Raw genomic sequence first — 17,260 nt, 5'->3', positions numbered from 1 at the left:
CGCGCTGCATTCAAACGCTATGACAAATTGCACACGGACCGGGGAAGTTTCTGAAGAACAGCCTTTTCAGCTTCTCGTCGCAGGTAACAGGAAGTGCGCAATTTTCGTGCTGGACCCGGACGGTTTCATCAGAACGTGGAATGCCGGCGCCAACGCTTCACGGGCGATGCTGCCAGTGAAATCATCAGCCTGCACTTTTCGTTTTTTTGGGAGCATGACCGCGCTACCAACCGCTGAGCAGCCGGTCAATACGAACGGTATCGACTGGCGCTCTCAGTCCGAGCGAATTTTTCTATGCGGACCTGCATAACGTTTCGGAAAACTGAACTCCAGGGATGCAGGTAAATAAAGACGTCGATGCCAGCCAAAGGGTATACAGTGGGTAGACCGGTCGTCCATGAGCGACCTCCAGCTTAGGAGCCCCATCATGCGATCGCAATTCAAGCCCGCTTCTGCTGCAATTGGCAGGGAGAACGAGTACGCCGCCGAATGCAGGACGCGTGCTCATATACTCGACGCAGCGGATGCTCTGAGAGCAGAGAAAAGACGCGCCAGTTACGCCACGATCGACTCCAACGCCACTAAGTGGCGCTACTCGGCCGTGTACGAGAAAGACTGATCGCGGTGCTTAAATTTCCCAACCCCAGCCGTAGCTACGATGCCGCCCGACATTGCGTGTGTTTCTGGGGGTACGACGATTCGCGCGAGATCACCTTCATGATCGACGACGCAATGCTCAGAAATCTGCAACCTGGCGTTGGGTCCGACGAGCGTTCGCTGCTTGGTGCCTTTGACGAGTTTCGTGAAAAGGTTCTCGAAATCGCAAACAGGCAGTATGTCGGCGGCCCGCAGAACCGGTATTCGATTTCATGATCTACAGCCCTGTCGCGAGAATGTTTCCTCATCTGTGAACACCGGCTTCGTGCAGGAAGCGCGCATGGTTTCGACGCCATAGTTCGCCCACGTCCCGCCTGGAATAAGACCCGTACCAAGATATGCGCCGGCCGGAACTGCAGCGCCCGGGCATGTGCCGGCTCGCCCCCTCTCCGATTTATTTCTGACGCATAGCGGCTCATCCCGGCGACCGTCGGGCGGTGGCCTTGCCTGATATCAATGCGCGCTCGACTTCATTGAATACGTTAAGCAGTCGGGTTACGCGCCTGGTGCCGTCAGGAAGCAGACTCTGCTGCTGCGATAGCGACGAGACTCGACGCTGCCAGTACGCTAGCGCCAGGGGATTTCCGTGCACAAGTAACGGAATGATCCGTTCGAGATGCGCCAGATCTCCTTCGAATTGGTAGCGCGACATCAGGATCCTTGCAAAGGTGATTCGGTGTCGCGGATCAGATCTTTATGGGCCGCGCGCTCTGCGCGCTCCCGTACCAGCGTGTGAGGCGTCCGGAACGTCTCACACGAGCCATTGATGGCTTTACGCGCATGGCTTCAAGTCGAAATCAAGGTCGCATAAAGCCGCCTCCAGCACCCAGCAATTTCCTTGCGTGCCGGATCCACTGCTTCGGCCCTCTGTATTGAGTGCCGTCGACAACCCGCTTTTCATCTTCGGGGGCCACTGGCATACCATCATCCGTCGCATTCGCCGCGGCCTCTCTCTGTTTCCTGCTTTCTGCCAGTTCTTCGGCATTTACCTGGTCATCGATCATGATGCACTCCTGCTATGGAAAAAACTGGTTCGCCATCAGGTGGTCGGCGTCGCCCCGATAGCGGGACGATGCGACCCATCGCAAGGTCGGGTTTTGAATGCTGACGCGGTCGTGGCGCGCGATGGAAGCCGTCCGCGAACACCCACCGTAAAACCGGCATTTAGGACAATTGCCCTTCGCCCCGGTTTCCAAGTTCGTGCACGGCAGCCAGCGTAAAGAACATGGAGCGCGTCGAGTGTCGCTCTTTTGCTGCAGCATCCACTCGCTGCAGCAGACTCTCGGGCAGACTGAATTGAACGCTCACAGCTTTCGAGGTAACCCGCGTCAGGTTGATCTCGACGAACATCCAGATCCCTTGCCCATCGTCCATGTCGAGCGATTGCAATTCGGATGTACTGCAGGTTGGAGCGGGTATGAGTTGCTCGCTGCGGTCATACATCAGTTCGACAACCTCTTGCGCGTTGCGTTTCAGCTTATCGAACGAATCGCCGCTCGCAACTGCTCGGGGAAGATCGGGAAAACTGGCGCGAAAGCCGGCAGTTCCATCACGGTGCACATAAAGCGGATATTGCATGACCTGCTCCACTCAGCTGCGTGCTGACTCGCATGCGGTACGTCATAGCGTACGAACGATGAGAACTGCCTGGGTCCTTTGGCATACGGATCACGATGCAGAAGGAATGCGTGGTGAGAGTACGTACATAGCTCGTACTCTCTGTATTCGATAGTGGAGATGGTCATGATCGCGCGCTCCTTAAGCGATACTGACCGTCATGAACCGATACCTGTCCGGATGCGAAAAAGGGCCGTCAGGTACATCTGGATCTTCACCATGCGCTCATGGCCGTCGAAAAGCAAACTAAATCGTGACAGTGTGAAAGGAAAGCGTGCGTCGCGCCTGCATCGCCGGGACGACCTGCTCATGCAGGTCCAGAAAGCCCGATTATCAATGACGGACAATCGGCTGGCATGCTTCGAAGCGCTGCCATTTGAATGATTCGCTCAACACGTGCACTACCATGCCATCAACCGGCATTGAGTCAACCGAGCCGCACCACGCGGCAGGATACGCCTGCTGCAATTTCCCAACGGCATACAAGGCCGCCCAGACCTCGTGGGTCATCTGTGCTTTTCGCCGCAGCACTTCGCCGGCGTACAGGCGTTTTACATCGCATCCATACCGCGCGAGTCCGCCGCTCGCCACGTAAGTTTCACGCATCGTCAGACGGCGCACCGATTGCCCAGTCTCATGGCACTCGTCGCCGGCGGTTTGCTCCCAATGCTGATTACGCGAAAACCACAGTACAGGCGTCCCGGTGGGCTCGGCCCCGATGCCGCCAGGGATGAGCATCCCGCTTGCGCTGATCTGCCGGAACTTTTGTCCCGTGGTGTAGTGCCATGCCAACATCGTTTGCTCCGGTCGGATTTGCCTGTCATTACCACTATTCGTCTCCTGTTTTCCTTTCGGAGCACGATGCGTGCTTCGTCACGCGACCTGCGCGCCCGAGTTCACGTCTTCCCTTACGCGGAGACAAAGCGAAATCAGGAGCTTGTGCGAGCCGACATCGAGCGGCACGCGCACCCGACCATCACGACATTCGAGACTCGCGCCGTCGAGCACCGCGCGCGTCACATCGAGCTCGTCAGCGGCTTCGACGTGAATCTCATACCGCGTCGAATCCATCGTCACCGTTGCTTCAAACCCCGGCCACGTGTCCGGAATACACGGATCGATCACAAGAAAACCGCCCTCGCGACAAATCCCGAGAATGCCCTCGACACCCGCCCGGTACATCCATCCAGCGGACCCCGTGTACCAGGTCCAGCCACCGCGCCCGGCGTGCGGCGGCACGGAATACACATCGGCGGCGACGACATAGGGCTCGACCCTGTAGCGGTCGACTTCTGTCGGCGTACGCGCATGATTGACGGGGTTAAGCAGTGAAAACAGCGCGGCGGCCTTGTTGCCCTCGCGCATTTTGGTGAACGCGAGGATCGCCCACATCGCTGCGTGGCTATACTGCCCGCCGTTTTCACGCAGCCCCGGCGGATAGCCCTTGATATAGCCTGGATCGTGCGACGTTTTATCGAATGGCGGCGTGAACAGCAAAGCAAGCCCGTCGTCCGGACGGATCAGGTGCTTTTCCAGCGAGGTCATCGCCAGCGCCGCGCGGGCGGGATCTGCCGCGCCGGACAGCACCGCCCACGACTGCGCGATCGAATCGATCTGGCACTCGTCACTGTCTTTTGAGCCAAGCCACGTGCCATCGTCGAACGTCGCCCGGCGATACCATTCGCCGTCCCATGCTTCACGCTCCAGCGCCTCGCGCACCGAGGCCGCATGCGCACGCCAGCGCGCAGCATGCGCAACGGAAACCGCATCGCGCGATTCAGCCAGCGGGGCAAACAATTCGATCGTCCGCAATAAGAGCCAGCCAAGCCAAACGCTTTCTCCCTTGCCGTGCGCACCGACGCGGTTCATGCCGTCGTTCCAGTCACCCGTGCCGATCAGAGGCAAACCGTGCTCGCCGGTCAGTTCCATACATTGATCCAGGCCCCGCGCACAATGCTCGAACAACGACGCTGATTCATCCGCGACCATCGGCTGGAAGAACGCATCGTGCTCGCCAGGTCGCAGTGGCGGCCCATCGAGAAACGGCACGATCTCGTCGAGAATCGCGACGTCACCCGCGCAGCCAATGTACGTCGCCGTCGCGAACGCGAGCCAGACGCGGTCATCGGAAATCCGCGTGCGCACGCCTTGCCCCGACTGAGGCAACCACCAGTGCTGGAAATCGCCTTCGATGAACTGCCGCGCCGCAGTGCGCAACAAATGTCGCCGGGCCTCGTCCGGCTGCGCCAGCGTCAACGCCATGCCGTCCTGCAACTGATCGCGAAAGCCATACGCGCCGCTCGCCTGATAGAACGCCGAGCGTGCCCAGACACGACATGCGAGCGTCTGATACAGCAGCCAGCCGTTTAGCATCAGATCCATCGCGCGGTCGGGGGTCTTCACCTGGACGGTGCCGAGCACGTTCTGCCACTGGGTCGTCACCTCGGCGAGGACGGCGTCGAGGTCGGCCTTGCGATAACGCTCGATCAATGCGCGTGCGTCTTCGACGCACGCGCATTGCCCCACGAACGACACGACTTCGACGGTCTCACCCACGCCCAGCTCAATCACGCGCTGCAACGCCGCGCATGGATCGAGGCCCGCGCCGGTTGCGCCAGACAGCGGCGCGTTGCCGGTCAGCGCGGCGGGTGCCGCAGTCCGTCCGTTGCGTCCGAGAAATTCGGTGCGGTCTGCCGTCCACGAGGTCTGCCGGCCGCTCAGGTCGGCGAACGCGACTCGCCCGGCGAACCCCATGCTCCACGGATTGCGCGCCAGCATCGCGCCGGTAGTGGAGTCGATTTCCGTCACGATGAAGGGTCCCGATGCGCCGCGCGATGTGCCAAGCACCCATTCCATCCACGCCGTCACGGACAGACGGCGCGGCATGCCGGACAGATTGCGCAACGTCAGCCTCGAAATCTTCAGCGGGTCGGCGAGCGGCACGTATTGCAGCAAGTCGAGCGCGATGCCATTCGCCTCGTGTTCAAAGCGGCTATAGCCATGCCCGTGACGCGCCACATACGTCCCGCCGTCGCGGATTGGCAACGCGGTGGCGCCCCATACATCGCCAGTGACTTCGTCGCGCACATAGATGGCTTCGCCGGCCGGGTCTTCGACGGGGTCGTTCGACCACGGCGTGAGTTGATTCTCGCGGCTGTTTTCGGCCCAGGTGTAGCCGCTGCCTTCCGCCGCGACCTGAAAGCCGAAGCCGGAGTTGGCGATCACGTTGATCCACGGCGCGGGCGTGGTCGCGCCCGCCACGAGGACGCTCACGTATTCCCGGCCGTCTTTATCGAAGCCGCCCAGACCGTTGAAGAACTCGAGCCTCGACGCAACCGGCGAAAGGGCGCGAGGCAGATGAGGCGCCGCAGGCCATGGCGACGACATCGGCGACTTCTGCCGGCGTAGCGCCAATGGCTGTCCCAGCGACTGCGGCAAGCGCGCGAGCTGGTCGGCGATCGAACCGCGGCGCGCGATCAACGCGACACGCGCGACCGATTGCAGCAGCGCCCGCGCCTCCACGCTCATCAAATCGGCGCGCAGCGTAAAGACCGCTCCTTGCGCGAGCTCTTCGCCGATACGCGGCCGCAACTGGCTGCTGCGCACGGCTGTCTCGATCGCACCCTGCAACTCCTGGATATAAGACGAAGCCCGTTCGTTGACGATGACGAGATCGACGTCCAGCCGCTTCATCCGCCAGTACTCGTGCGCCCTCAATAATTGCCGGACTTGCGCGATGTCCTCGACGTCATCGATACGCAGCAGCACGATCGGCAGGTCGCCGGAGATCGCGTGCGGCCAGACTCCGGACTGAGGACCAGCTCCTCGAACGATCGTGTCCGACGGCGCCCTGAAACGCGCATCGGCGTAAATAACCGGCGCGGCGAGGCGCTGAAAATCCGCAGCCTCGTCGGCTTCGACATCGAGATGACGCAACTGCACCTGAGCCTGCGTCCAGGCTAGCGTTTTGGCGCGGTCGAACGCGTTGCGGTCATGGTGTTTGTCGACCAGATCGAGCAACAGCGCTCGCGACTCGGCCACTACTGTCCAGAACGTCACGCGTGCGACCTTGCCCGGCGGCACCAGCACGCGATATCTGAGCGCAAGGACCGGATCGAGTACGGTCCCGGCAGTATTGCTCAGCGGCTGATCGTCGAAGATCGCTGCCGCCGTGCCGGCGTTGCGCCCGCGTCCCAGAAAGCGCGCGCGATCCGATTCGTATTGCGGCTCGGCAACGATCTCGCCGTCGACAACCGCGAAATGCGCAGCCCACAGTTGTCTTTCGTCGTGCGAACGCAGACGGCGCGTGGCCACCAGCGCGCCGAACTCCGCAAGGTGCTCGGTCTGGACAAACATCCGTGAGAAGGCGGGATGCGCGTTGTCGGCAGCGGGCGTCGCGAGCACGATTTCCGCATAGGATGTCAGTTCGATCTCGCGCGCACGGCGTCCACTGTTGGCCAACGAGACGCGGCGCACTTCACCGTCTGCTTCACCGGAAACCAGTACGTCCATCGTCGTTGTCAACGAGCCGTCGCGGCGGATGAATTCAGCATGGTCCTCGCCGAACACAACCTCTTCGTAATCGGCAGCGCTATCAGCCGGCTTTGCGCCGGCCGACCACACGTGGCCGCTCTGCGTGTCGCGCAGGAAGATGAAAGAACCCCAATCGTCGCGGGTTGCGTCTTCGCGCCAGCGCGTCACGGCGAGATCGCGCCAACGGCTGTAGCCGGCGCCGGTCGCAGTCAGCATGACGGCGTAGCGTCCATTCGACAGCAGGTGTGTCACGGGCGCCGCGCCGGCAACGGCCGACGCTGTGAGGCGCCGTACGGTCGGCGGCACGACGCCGGCGACCGTTGCTGACGTTTTCACTTCTTCGGCACGGGGATGCGCGACGGCGACATTGCGCGGCATACGCTCCTGCAGCAACAGTTCGCTGGCCTGGATCATGGGTTCGCGATGAAAACGTGCCCGCATCTGCGCGTCGAGCAACGTGTTCGCGATCGACACGATCGTCATGCCCTGATGATGGGCCATGAAATTGCGCACGATCGCAACATCCTCGTTCTCAGGTAGCCGCGAGCGGGTGAAATCGAGTGCTTCGTAGAAACCATAGCGCCCCAGCGCGCCGAGCGCGGCGAGCGCGGCGAGTCGTGCGTAGTTCTCTCGCGCGGCTAGTGGGTCGACCATCGCGGCTAGCCCCGTTGCATACGGTGCGATCACCCGGTTCTCCGAAAGCCCTCGCTTGAGGCCAAGGCCGGGCACGCCGAAATTCGAATACTGGTAGGTAAATTCGATGTCGCGTGCGTTGTACGCCGATTCCGAAATGCCCCACGGGATGCCAAGCGAACGCCCATACGCGGCTTGCCGTTCCACCACCAGGCGGCTTGTCTGCTCAAGCAGGCTGCCGACCGGTGCACGCATCACCAGCGAGGGCATCAGGTATTCGAACATCGACCCCGACCACGAGATCAGCGCCGAGCCGTCACCGACCGGCGTTGCAGCGCGACCGAGGCGGAACCAGTGGCGCGTCGTCACGTCGCCTTTCGCGATGGCGAACAGGCTTGCGAGACGCGCTTCGGACGCCAGCAGGTCATAGCAGTTCACGTCCAGGCTGTTGTCGGATTGGGAATAGCCGATCGACAGCAGCTTGCGTTCCGGATCGAGCAGGAATGCGAAGTCCATCTCGAGCGCCATCGCCCGCGACGTATCGGCGAGCGACTTCAGGCGTGCCTGCAGAAGCTCTGGTGCCGCGATGAGTTGTTGCCGGTCGCGGGCATGTTCGACCAGGCTTTTACTCAACGCATCGATCCAGAACATCAGGTCGGCAGAACTATCGCCGCCGCCGGCGGGCACGAGTTCACGCGCTGCCTTCGCGGCCTTTTCGGTCAGCCGCGTGAGCGATGGCGACAGCGCTTCGAACGCCTGCGGACCGTGCAACTGCTTGCTGATCTCTTCGAGGATCGCAACCAGTTGCCTGCCATGTTCACCGCCTGCGGCGGGCAGCGTGTCGATGGCTTCACGCGCGAGTTGCAGGTTATCCATCAATCCGGGCCGCGCGGCCGGCGCGAGCAATTCATGCGGCCACTCTTCGCACGCGTTGGCGAGAACGATCAGATGACCGGCCAGATTGCCGCTATCGACCGACGAAACATACGCCGGTGCCAGCACCTGGAGATCGAGCGTCCCGTACCAGTTATAGAAATGCCCCTTGAAACGCGTGAGCTTGTGCATCGAAGCGAACGCCGCTTCAAGCCGTTCGACGGTTTCCGTCGTCCCCGCCCAGCCAAAATCCCGCGCAGCAACCGCCGACAGCAGATAGAGCCCGAGGTTGGTCGGCGAGGTGCGGTGTGCGACGACCGGCTTCGGATCTTCCTGAAAATTATCGGGCGGCAGCATGTTCTCTGCGGGCGTAACGAAGGTCTCGAAGAAACGCCACGTGCGTCGCGCGATCAGGCGAAGGCTGCGTGCGTCCGCGTCCGCCATCGCGAAACGCCGCGCGACGGTCGGCGACCGGCTCGACCACAGCGCGAGCGCCGGCGCGGCGAGCCATAACAGCGCAAACGGCAGCACGAGCGGCCAGTGCGAGGGTGCAAACGCGATCGCACCAGCCGGCAGCACAAGGCCGAGCGCGACACCGCCTTTCATCTGCCGATAAAAGCCGCGCAAGTCGAGTCGGGGGCTGCCCTTCGACTGGGCGGCGGTGGTCCATTCGAGCAGCCGGCGATGCGTCACGAACAGCCGTATCAGCGTGCGGATAATCGCATCGCCCATGCGCCACGCCTGGTCAGCGAGGAACGCGGTCGACAGAACTGTTTGCAAGGTTGCGAGCCGCACATCGGCGGCCAGCACGTCCAGATGATTGCGCAGATGGATGCCGCTGCGGCGCGGCAGGATCGCGAACAGCGTCGGCAGGAATGCGGGAATCGCGAGCGCGCTTAGCACCAGCAGCGAGCTTGCCATTCCGGCGTCGATCGGCATCAGCCAGCATAGGCCGAGCGCGGCGACCATGAAGGGAGCGAGCAGCGAGCGGCGCAAATTGTCGAGCATCTTGAAGCGGCCGATCGACGGCATCGCGTGTCGGTCCCGGCCGCGATAGCCGACGATCCACGGCAGCAATTGCCAGTCGCCACGCGTCCAGCGATGCTGGCGCTTGCCGATCACGTCGTAACGCGACGGCACTTCCTCGACCACCTCGACATCCGACGCGAGTCCGGCGCGCGCAAAAATCCCTTCGAACAAATCGTGACTGAGCAGCGCGTTTTCGGGCACGCGTCCACGCAAAGCCGCCTCAAACGCATCGACGTCGTAAATGCCCTTGCCGGTATACGACCCTTCGCCGAACAGGTCCTGATAGACATCGGACACCGCCGCCGCGTACGGGTCCATCCCGCCGGGGCCGGAGAAGACGCGCTGATGCAGCGACCCTTCCTGCCCGACGGGCAGCGATGGCGTGACACGCGGTTGCAGGATCGCGTATCCGTTGACCACGCGTTGATCGGCGTCGCTGAACGTCGGCCGGTTCAGCGGATGCGCCATCTTGCCGATCAGCCGTAGCGCGGCGTCGCGTGGCAGACGCGTATCGGCGTCGAGTGTGATGACGTAGCGCACCTCGGGCGGCACCTGCGGTGCACGGCCGGCGATCGACACAAAGGTCGTATCCGTCGCACCGCGCAGCAGGCGGTTGAGTTCGTGCAGCTTGCCGCGCTTGCGTTCCCAGCCCATCCATTTGTTCTCGCTCGCATTGAACACGCGGCGGCGATGTAGCAGCAGGAAACGGCTTCCACCGGGGCCTGGCTCGTAACGGCGGTTCAGCTCGTCGATCGCGTCGGCGGCCACGGCGAGCAGGTGTGCGTCGTCCGGCAGCACTTCCTGATCCGCATCGAGCCCGTCCGCGAGCAACGCGAAGGACAGGTCGCCACCGGCTCCCGCGAGGTGATGCACTTCGAGGCGTTCGACCTGCTCGCGGAGATCGGCTTCGCTCGTCAGAAGCGTCGGCACGGCAACCAGTGTGCGCAATGACGACGGCACGCCGGCAGTCAGTTCGAGAGCGGGCAACGTGATTGCGCCGAAACTCCATGTCACCGCGCGATTGATTAGCGCGGTCGTGACCTCGGTGACAGGCAGGAATGCGCATACGGCAAACAGCGCGAGTACCCAGGCTTCGGTACCGGGCGGCGCCAGTGTGGATAGTGCCCACAACGCGAGCGCGAGTAACGCCAGGGCGAGCGTCAGGATTGTGGCGACATAGCCGTGGATGCCGAGGCGGACGTTGAGGCGCGTGATCCGCAGACGCGCAGGCGCCCGGAATCCGATCGCCCGCTCCAGTGCTCGCCGGCCCTCGGCGATCAGGTGATAGCCGGGGTCGCCGGCGCGTTGTGCATGTGCGCCATCGCCTGCTTCCAGCGCCGCCACCCGGGCCGATTCCAGCGCTAGTCCGGCGACTTCGAGTTCGGTGAAAGAAGAGCCGCGCGCCAGTTGCTCGATCGCGCTGCGATACAGGTTGCGCGTCGGGAAATCCATCGTCGCAAAGCCGCTGTCCGCGCGCAACCGCGCGTCGACAAGACTCACGCTCTCGAACAGTTCGGTCCAGTCGATGTCGGAAATCAGCCGCATGCTGGTGATCACATTGCGCACGGTGACGTTCGACGCGCCCTGCCGCTGCTGTGCGTGTTGCACGACTTCATCGACAGAGACGCCCTGAAGCTTGAGCCGCTCTTCCAGCCAGCCAAGTGCCGGCGTGATGCGCGGATCCTGGTCACGCAGCCGTTTTGCGAGCTGTGCGGCGAACAGCTCCGACAACAGGCCTGAGGAGCGCGTGGAAATGTCCGCTTCGAGCGCCGAACGGGCACTCCCCGATTCGAGCAGACGGTCGGTGAGTGCATCGGCGTCGGCGCGTGCGCTGCGGCCAGCAGTAATCTGGTCAGTCAGGCGTCGCAGGTTCTCGATCAGCACGATGCGCAGCGTGATCGCCACGGCCCACAATTCGCCGATTGTCAGCGGCTGAATCCGTTGATACGCGCTGATAAAACGCCGCAGGATCTGCGGGTCGACGTGGCTGTCGGTATGCGCAACGAACGCCCACGCGATACCGAACACGCGCGGATACCCGGCGAACGGACCTGCGGCAAGCTTGGGCAACTGACGGTAGTAGCCGGGCGGCAAGTCGTCGCGAATCTCGCGGATCTGCTCCTCGACGAGGTGATAGTTGTCGAGCAGCCATTCCGCGGCGGGCACCACGCCCCGGCCGCGCTCCAGTTCTTCGGCGCTCGCGCGGTAGGCCGCGAGCAGGACCGCGGCATTATCGTTCAGTCTCGTGTGCAGCGATAAAACGGCAGGCGGTGTCTTCGTGACCGGTTGCGCGGCAGCGAGGCTTTCCGCATGTTGCTCGAGCCGTTCGACGCCGAACAGTTCTTCGCGCACCGGCGCGGTGTCGGTCCACGGCGCCGACGGCGAACGATGTCTCGCGACATACCGGAGGATCGTTTTCACAGGCGCAGTTCCTGCGGCGCCGATGAGTTCGGCCGGGTGAACCGGTCGCGGTGGCGTGTCATGTTAGCGGCGCGCACAGCGCTTGCCGTCGGGTTTGCCATCGTAGTAGCGACCGACGGCTCATCGAGTTGGAACATGATCGGGACTTTCCTTCGGCGAGGCCACACCCCACCTTCGCATGCATGCACGCCTGCGGGATGTGGCTTGATTCACGGTGTGGGCGGACATGCGAGGAACCGTCAGGACAACCAAGCAGCTATGCGGCTTCTGCGGAAGCGGTCGGCAATGACTCGCTCCCGCGCAAAACGGTAGCTGCCGTCGAGGGGCACACTAAATTTGGCAGATAAGCTTCGATGTGACCGTGCGGCAATCGGCGACGGGCGGGAGCACGTATGCACAGCCCCGTCGACGCAGCTTGCGGCTGAACATACGGAAACCATGGAGCAGAAAGGACACGGATCCGTGTCCCAGCGCCTGCTATTTCTTCCTGGCCGGTGCGCCGCCTGCGGCGGTCTTCGAGGCAAGCGCTGGGGACACGCCTACCGCAGGAGACACTACCTTTTTGGGTTGTTTGGGCTTTTTAACTTCGCGATTACCGCGCATCGTGCTCTTCGCCAATATGGTTCCCCGGTTTTGCCCGTCGCGAAAGCAACGGCCATGTCGCCCAGTGTGAACGCATCTGGTGACGCTGTCGCGATTTATATTTTTTCGAGTACCGTGTAGATGCGTTCCCGACAGCCGGCCAACTCGACGATCGCCGGATCGTCTGGATTTACCGGCGCATGCCATGCATGCACGATGCCATCGGAGCAAACGCCCTGTCCGAACGTAGCGATAGGGTGGACCGACTAAGGGGACTCGCGACGATATCGCCGCGCTCTGTCTCGTTGCCCGTCGGTAGCTACTTTGCACCGCTACTCAGTTTTGTGTGTTTTCCTCGCAATCTTCCCAGTACCTCAGCGGGTCGTGGTGTTGTGGATAGCGTAAGCTGAGCCACGCCGACAGCCTGGCCCAATCTGGATGGTTGGTACCGGTTCGAGCCGACCATGTTGACGACCTCTCGAGAATTTGACCGGTCCCGCGATCACGGACAAGCAAGCTGCCCAGTCCGCTCGATCTGTTCGCCTGCGACTCAACAACGTACCGTGGAAGAATCCTGAGTTCCGCATCCGTGGCCCACCCGTATAAGGCACGGACCACGCCGGACGGATCTCGCAACTCTATGGGGCCGGTCTCGGGGCGAACGGCGGTCCACCCTTCCGGAAACTCCGCGACAACCTCGTTTTTGCCCTCCCTCACCCACTTCACGCGCCAGGCCCGCGCCATCGCCTCGCGCAGGCGAGAGACCGACTCGTAGCCGGTCGGCAACTCGATCGACATCGGAAGAGTAATGAGGCTGTCTTTCCAGAGTTTGGTTTCGTCGTCGACGCGCTCGACCACGTCGAACACCCCTGCTTCGAATGGGTTCTCCGGCCGGCTCGATCCTGTCGTCTTACTGACGGGCAGCCCCTCGAAAAGGCGCTCAGCATCATGGCGGGTGAGTTTTGTCTTTCCTTTCTTCATTGGTTCCTCTACAGCAAAGTTGCTCGGTAACGGAAAGCCCTGATGACCGAAGTCTGGCACCGCTTCCTCTCACGCGCGTTTGAAGGTGCTCACCATCCAATTCTGCGCCATTACACTTTTTCCCGCTTGCGCGGCGGCGATCGCACGGCTTGTGCCGCCGCCCCTTTCGCCGGATGTCGGATGCATCGTAGCTATGGGGATTGATGATCCGGCATCCTCAGCATTGCAAGAGATTTTCGAATGCTTCTTACCCCGCCGGAACGCGAGGAGGACAGAGGCGTACCGGATCGGATTGTTCATCATCGCGGCAAATCTGGCATCGTTCTGGCGGTGAATCTGGAATGGCTGGTGGCCAAGGCGCGGCGCACTGACTCAATCATTGAATTCGTACCGCAAGTGGGTGATTTCGTCGCGGTGGAAGAACCCCTGTTCTATCTGTACGGAATTGTGGCGCAATCGATGAAAGGAGGCTCCGCACCCTGGTCGCTTTCGGGACGGAACGCAGCATCGAGCAGGACCCTATGCTCGCGTTTCGCATCCTGGTCGATATTGCGCTGAAAGCGCTGTCGGCGGCGATCAACGATCCGACGACGGCCGTGCTTGCCATCGACCAGTTTGCACCGACTATTGCGCGTGGTGGGCAAACGGTCTCCGCACATCGAAGAGATGGTGGATAAGTCGGGGCAGGTGCGCATGATCTTGCGGACGCCCAATTGGGAAGACTTCGTGCATATCAGTTTTCGCGAGATACGACAGTACGGCGCGGGCAGCGTTTAGATCGCGCGACGTCTGCCCGCGGCCATTGAGAATCTCGTTCAGAGCCTTCCGGAACATCGTCATGACGCGTTGCGCGTCGAATTGGCACTGCTCGATCGCGCGACCGTCAGCCTTGCACCAGGGACCGGCCGAGAACCAGTAGCTCGTTGAACTGGGTCACCAGTTCAAAACACAAAGCAAACATCACGGCATAGAAAGGCCCGGGGAATCTTTGCATCCATCCGAGGATCGGAGCTGAAAAGCGGGTCCTAATGGGGTCCCGAGTCATGCTCCAGGTGATGATCACCCCAATCGCCGCCCCCGCGAGTATGTCGGTCGGATAGTGCCAGCCGAGATAAACGCGCGGCAGTAATATGACGATCGCGGTGTATAAAAGTGCGAGCACGCCGACGCCGCGTCGAACCAGGAAAATTCCCATCGCAACCGAAATCCACAACATCGCGTGGTCACTCGGAAACGAACTCCACGCGGGCAGTACGGCCGGGTCGAGGCCACCTGACGGAAAATTGAAGTGCAGGTCGGGATTGAACATGGGCCGCATCCGGAATGGCAAATATCGGGCGATAACCCTGAACACCGCGAGTGCGAGAAGACCGCTCGCGATCGTCGCGACAACCATTTCACGCTCCCATTCGCCCCGCTGGCTGGGTTTGAACCATATCCACCACAATACGGGTACGAGCACCAGGCCTTTGAATGTGTAGAGGTCCGCGATGACTCTTATCGGGTGGTTCAATACACCGCAAGTCATCGCAGTGTGCGTCAGAAAATCCTGGATTGCCGTATCGAAAGGGTTCATCTTTGCATCTTCTCCCGATCTTCTAGTTATGGAACTGCGCAGCCAAACGTTGGATCGGAGCGATGACGAGTTCATCGATATCCGACCTCTCGAGCGTGTCGTCGCAGCACATGCTTCACACTCACAAACGTTAGCCGTCAACGCCGCTCTATTCTCCTCCGCGACATTTGCCGGATCGGTGTGGCATCGAACCTTCTCCGGCCGTTGGCGCTTGTTTGCCGCGCGGTAGACCAGATCATAGGAGTCGGGCGAAAAGCGTGGTTGGCGGGGCGTTGCGCCGAGCCGGGCTTCACCATGGAACATGCGGTGGTTTTGTAAAGATACTGTCGGCCACTTCACCGGCTGCTCTCCCATCTTGGCCCGGACAAAGTCCGACGAGCGACGGCTCAGTTCGGAATCAGCAGCCATTTTCCGTGCTCCCGCGTGTCCGACTCGCGGGTTACATCTGCGCGTGCAACCCGGCGCGACACTCTCTGACGCCGGAGGAAATGGAAGATCGGTTCACATTCGAATGCCTCGCGCCGGAATGCACGATAACAATGCCAACGGCCTGAACCGCGTCAATTGCCGTCGGGCACAGGGCGGCTTTGCCGTGAGATGGAGACGATTGAGCGTCCGCACATCCAACGGCGCGAAAGACTCTTCATGGCCGATCTCTGCATGATGCTGTCGGCTCAGTACGGCCCGTCAAGGGCTTGTAAGGGCCAACGCCTCTTAACGAAGGGATCCCGATCTCAGGAATCAATCTCTTCTTGAACGAGGCGCGAGAGTAGCGCCGCTATCTGCACTACCGGCAGCACGAATTTCGGGTGGCCGCCCGCGATAGCACTGGCGGGCATCTCGGCCGCCCGTGCATCCAAAGGATCCTGAACAACACCAACGCCTCCGGCCGCGGTGATTGCACTAAGCCCATTCGAGCCGTCGTGAGCGCGGCCGCTCAACACGACCCCGATCGCGCCAGTGCCAAAAACTTGGGCGACCGACTCAAACAGCTTGTCGATAGACGGACGTACAAATTGCACCTTGGGACCGCAGTCAGATCCCAGGTGGCATGGGTCGCGGACGATCATGTGGCAATCGGGTGGCGCAATGAAGATGCACCCGTTCTCAAGTGTATCGCCGTCCTCGGCGTACCTGACTGGCAGAGAAGTAGAGCGGCTGACGATCGCGGCAAGCAGGCGGGGGCTGGACGGTGCCGTATGCAATACAATCAACAGGGCCGCTGGGAAATCTTGTGCCAAACCCGACACGAGAGTAGATAGTGCATCGAGTCCACCAGTAGACGCCAATAGCCACGATATTACGGTTTGCCATCCCATTCCCTCATTGAGATTGCCCCGACGTCTGAATCGATCCCCTAATTACGCGACTTGGTTGAGCAAACCGTTTAAAACCGCGAGTGCTCCATCATCGGGCTAGATGGGTAGTCAGGTCGACCAAAAGAGTTAGAGCTTGGCCTTTCTGCGCATTGGCCATCAGACTCCCGTCCTCCAGATGTCGGTGTATCTCCGATTCATCCGCTTTTCCTCATGGTATGAACGGGCGTGCGCATTTTTTGTTCCAGAAAGCGGCGTCGCGATTATCACCAGTTAGAGGCTCGCCCGGTGTTCACGCCGCCGCACAATGCATGTCGAGGGTCGGCCTCGACAATACTCGCGGTTTTGCGCCAGGCCATCTGATGCGCTTGCCTATCAACACGCTGAAGATCGATAAAGCACTCGCGTGGGCGCCTGGCAATGAACCCAATGCGGTAGCATCATACGGGCAGTGATTACGCTGGCGCATGCTGCAGGCATGGCCACCGTTGCCAAAGGCGTCGAAACAGAGCAGCAGCGGGGACGGTCGCCAGGGAGGGCTGCGATGTAGTCCAAGGCTATCTCATCAGTCGCCCGCTTCCTGCTGCCGAGTTCCGCGCGTTCTTTCGCGGATGGCACTGACCAGGCCTCCGGCGCATCGATCCGCGCTGACCAACACGTCATGTAACGTTGCGCCGGTCCCGCGATAGGGGCTCCAGCTGGCCACTCGTTGCCATTCAGCAGATACGTAAGGCAAGCACAGTGTCCTGCCGGTCGATCAACGCCCAAGCGGCTTTCTGGATCAGGATCGGCATGCTGCGCGAATGAGTCCGACGCTGCGCTTCAATGAAATAGCTACCCGCGAACTGAAAGCCGCAGGTGTCGTGGCGCAAGCCGTCAAAGCGTCGTTGGCAATTGCGGACGCAGGGGCGGCTATCGAGGAATTGGAAGGTGACGAAACAGCGCTCGTATCCAGCCTTAACAAAGTTCGCGACGATGCGGCTAAAGCACGCTGTTTCTTTGCAAACGGCGAGTATCCGGACGCCGATATCGGTGCCGCCAT

11 protein-coding genes and 1 pseudogene are annotated in these 17,260 nt (G+C 61.4%); 5 read left to right on the top strand and 7 right to left on the bottom strand.

The window, feature by feature from the left end:
- Window positions 1–615 precede the first annotated feature (615 nt).
- Complete coding sequence (locus tag BGRAMDRAFT_RS23860) at window positions 616–873, top strand: DUF1488 family protein (RefSeq protein ID WP_035570457.1); 258 nt, start codon at window positions 616–618, stop codon at window positions 871–873.
- A gap of 581 nt (window positions 874–1,454) precedes the next feature.
- Here the strand turns inward: BGRAMDRAFT_RS23860 and BGRAMDRAFT_RS23855 are convergent.
- From BGRAMDRAFT_RS23855 to BGRAMDRAFT_RS23835, 5 genes are all read right to left on the bottom strand, one after another.
- Window positions 1,455–1,661, bottom strand: coding sequence for a hypothetical protein (locus tag BGRAMDRAFT_RS23855; RefSeq protein ID WP_006051425.1), 207 nt, complete (start codon window positions 1,659–1,661; stop codon window positions 1,455–1,457).
- 160 nt (window positions 1,662–1,821) lie between these two features.
- A complete protein-coding gene (locus BGRAMDRAFT_RS23850) occupies window positions 1,822–2,235 on the bottom strand; it encodes a type II toxin-antitoxin system HicB family antitoxin (RefSeq protein WP_006051424.1) in 414 nt (137 codons plus the stop codon).
- Between the two features lie 372 nt (window positions 2,236–2,607).
- Window positions 2,608–3,069: a hypothetical protein gene (locus BGRAMDRAFT_RS23845; protein ID WP_006051423.1), complete on the bottom strand. Its 462-nt coding sequence runs from the start codon at window positions 3,067–3,069 to the stop codon at window positions 2,608–2,610.
- Between the two features lie 78 nt (window positions 3,070–3,147).
- A complete protein-coding gene (locus BGRAMDRAFT_RS23840; protein ID WP_006051422.1) occupies window positions 3,148–11,763 on the bottom strand; it encodes a GH36-type glycosyl hydrolase domain-containing protein in 8,616 nt (2,871 codons plus the stop codon).
- Window positions 11,764–12,681: 918 nt separating this feature from the next.
- Window positions 12,682–13,326, bottom strand: coding sequence for a hypothetical protein (locus BGRAMDRAFT_RS23835; RefSeq protein ID WP_006051421.1), 645 nt, complete (start codon window positions 13,324–13,326; stop codon window positions 12,682–12,684).
- A 240-nt stretch (window positions 13,327–13,566) separates the two neighbouring features.
- On the opposite strand from BGRAMDRAFT_RS23835, the gene BGRAMDRAFT_RS35540 reads away from it, so the two are divergent.
- The 3 genes from BGRAMDRAFT_RS35540 to BGRAMDRAFT_RS35530 are packed head-to-tail and all read left to right on the top strand — an operon-like array spanning window position 13,567 to window position 14,103.
- Entirely contained in the window at window positions 13,567–13,884 is a 318-nt protein-coding gene (locus tag BGRAMDRAFT_RS35540) for a DUF2254 family protein (protein WP_006051420.1), read from the top strand.
- The gene (locus BGRAMDRAFT_RS35535; RefSeq protein ID WP_322789603.1) at window positions 13,782–14,003 is read left to right on the top strand and encodes a DUF2254 family protein; all 222 of its coding nucleotides are present in this window, start codon (window positions 13,782–13,784) and stop codon (window positions 14,001–14,003) included. The genes BGRAMDRAFT_RS35540 and BGRAMDRAFT_RS35535 overlap by 103 nt, the downstream gene beginning before the upstream one ends.
- Window positions 13,960–14,103: a DUF2254 family protein gene (locus BGRAMDRAFT_RS35530; protein ID WP_408283652.1), complete on the top strand. Its 144-nt coding sequence runs from the start codon at window positions 13,960–13,962 to the stop codon at window positions 14,101–14,103. The genes BGRAMDRAFT_RS35535 and BGRAMDRAFT_RS35530 overlap by 44 nt, the downstream gene beginning before the upstream one ends.
- 106 nt (window positions 14,104–14,209) lie before the next feature.
- On the opposite strand, the gene BGRAMDRAFT_RS23825 is transcribed toward BGRAMDRAFT_RS35530, so the two are convergent.
- Both BGRAMDRAFT_RS23825 and BGRAMDRAFT_RS23820 read right to left on the bottom strand, forming a co-directional pair.
- A complete protein-coding gene (locus BGRAMDRAFT_RS23825; RefSeq protein WP_044021794.1) occupies window positions 14,210–14,902 on the bottom strand; it encodes a phosphatase PAP2 family protein in 693 nt (230 codons plus the stop codon).
- A 734-nt stretch (window positions 14,903–15,636) separates the two neighbouring features.
- The gene (locus BGRAMDRAFT_RS23820; protein WP_006051416.1) at window positions 15,637–16,221 is read right to left on the bottom strand and encodes a chemotaxis protein CheB; all 585 of its coding nucleotides are present in this window, start codon (window positions 16,219–16,221) and stop codon (window positions 15,637–15,639) included.
- A gap of 711 nt (window positions 16,222–16,932) precedes the next feature.
- Between BGRAMDRAFT_RS23820 and BGRAMDRAFT_RS36170 the strand changes: the two are divergent.
- Window positions 16,933–17,108, top strand: a pseudogene (locus BGRAMDRAFT_RS36170) (TA system antitoxin ParD family protein); the annotation flags it as partial.
- Between the last annotated feature and the right edge of the window lie 152 nt (window positions 17,109–17,260).

It is taken from the genome of Paraburkholderia graminis C4D1M, assembly GCF_000172415.1.
GTDB lineage: Bacteria > Pseudomonadota > Gammaproteobacteria > Burkholderiales > Burkholderiaceae > Paraburkholderia > Paraburkholderia graminis.
This window is presented reverse-complemented; position numbering and strand designations above follow the sequence as displayed.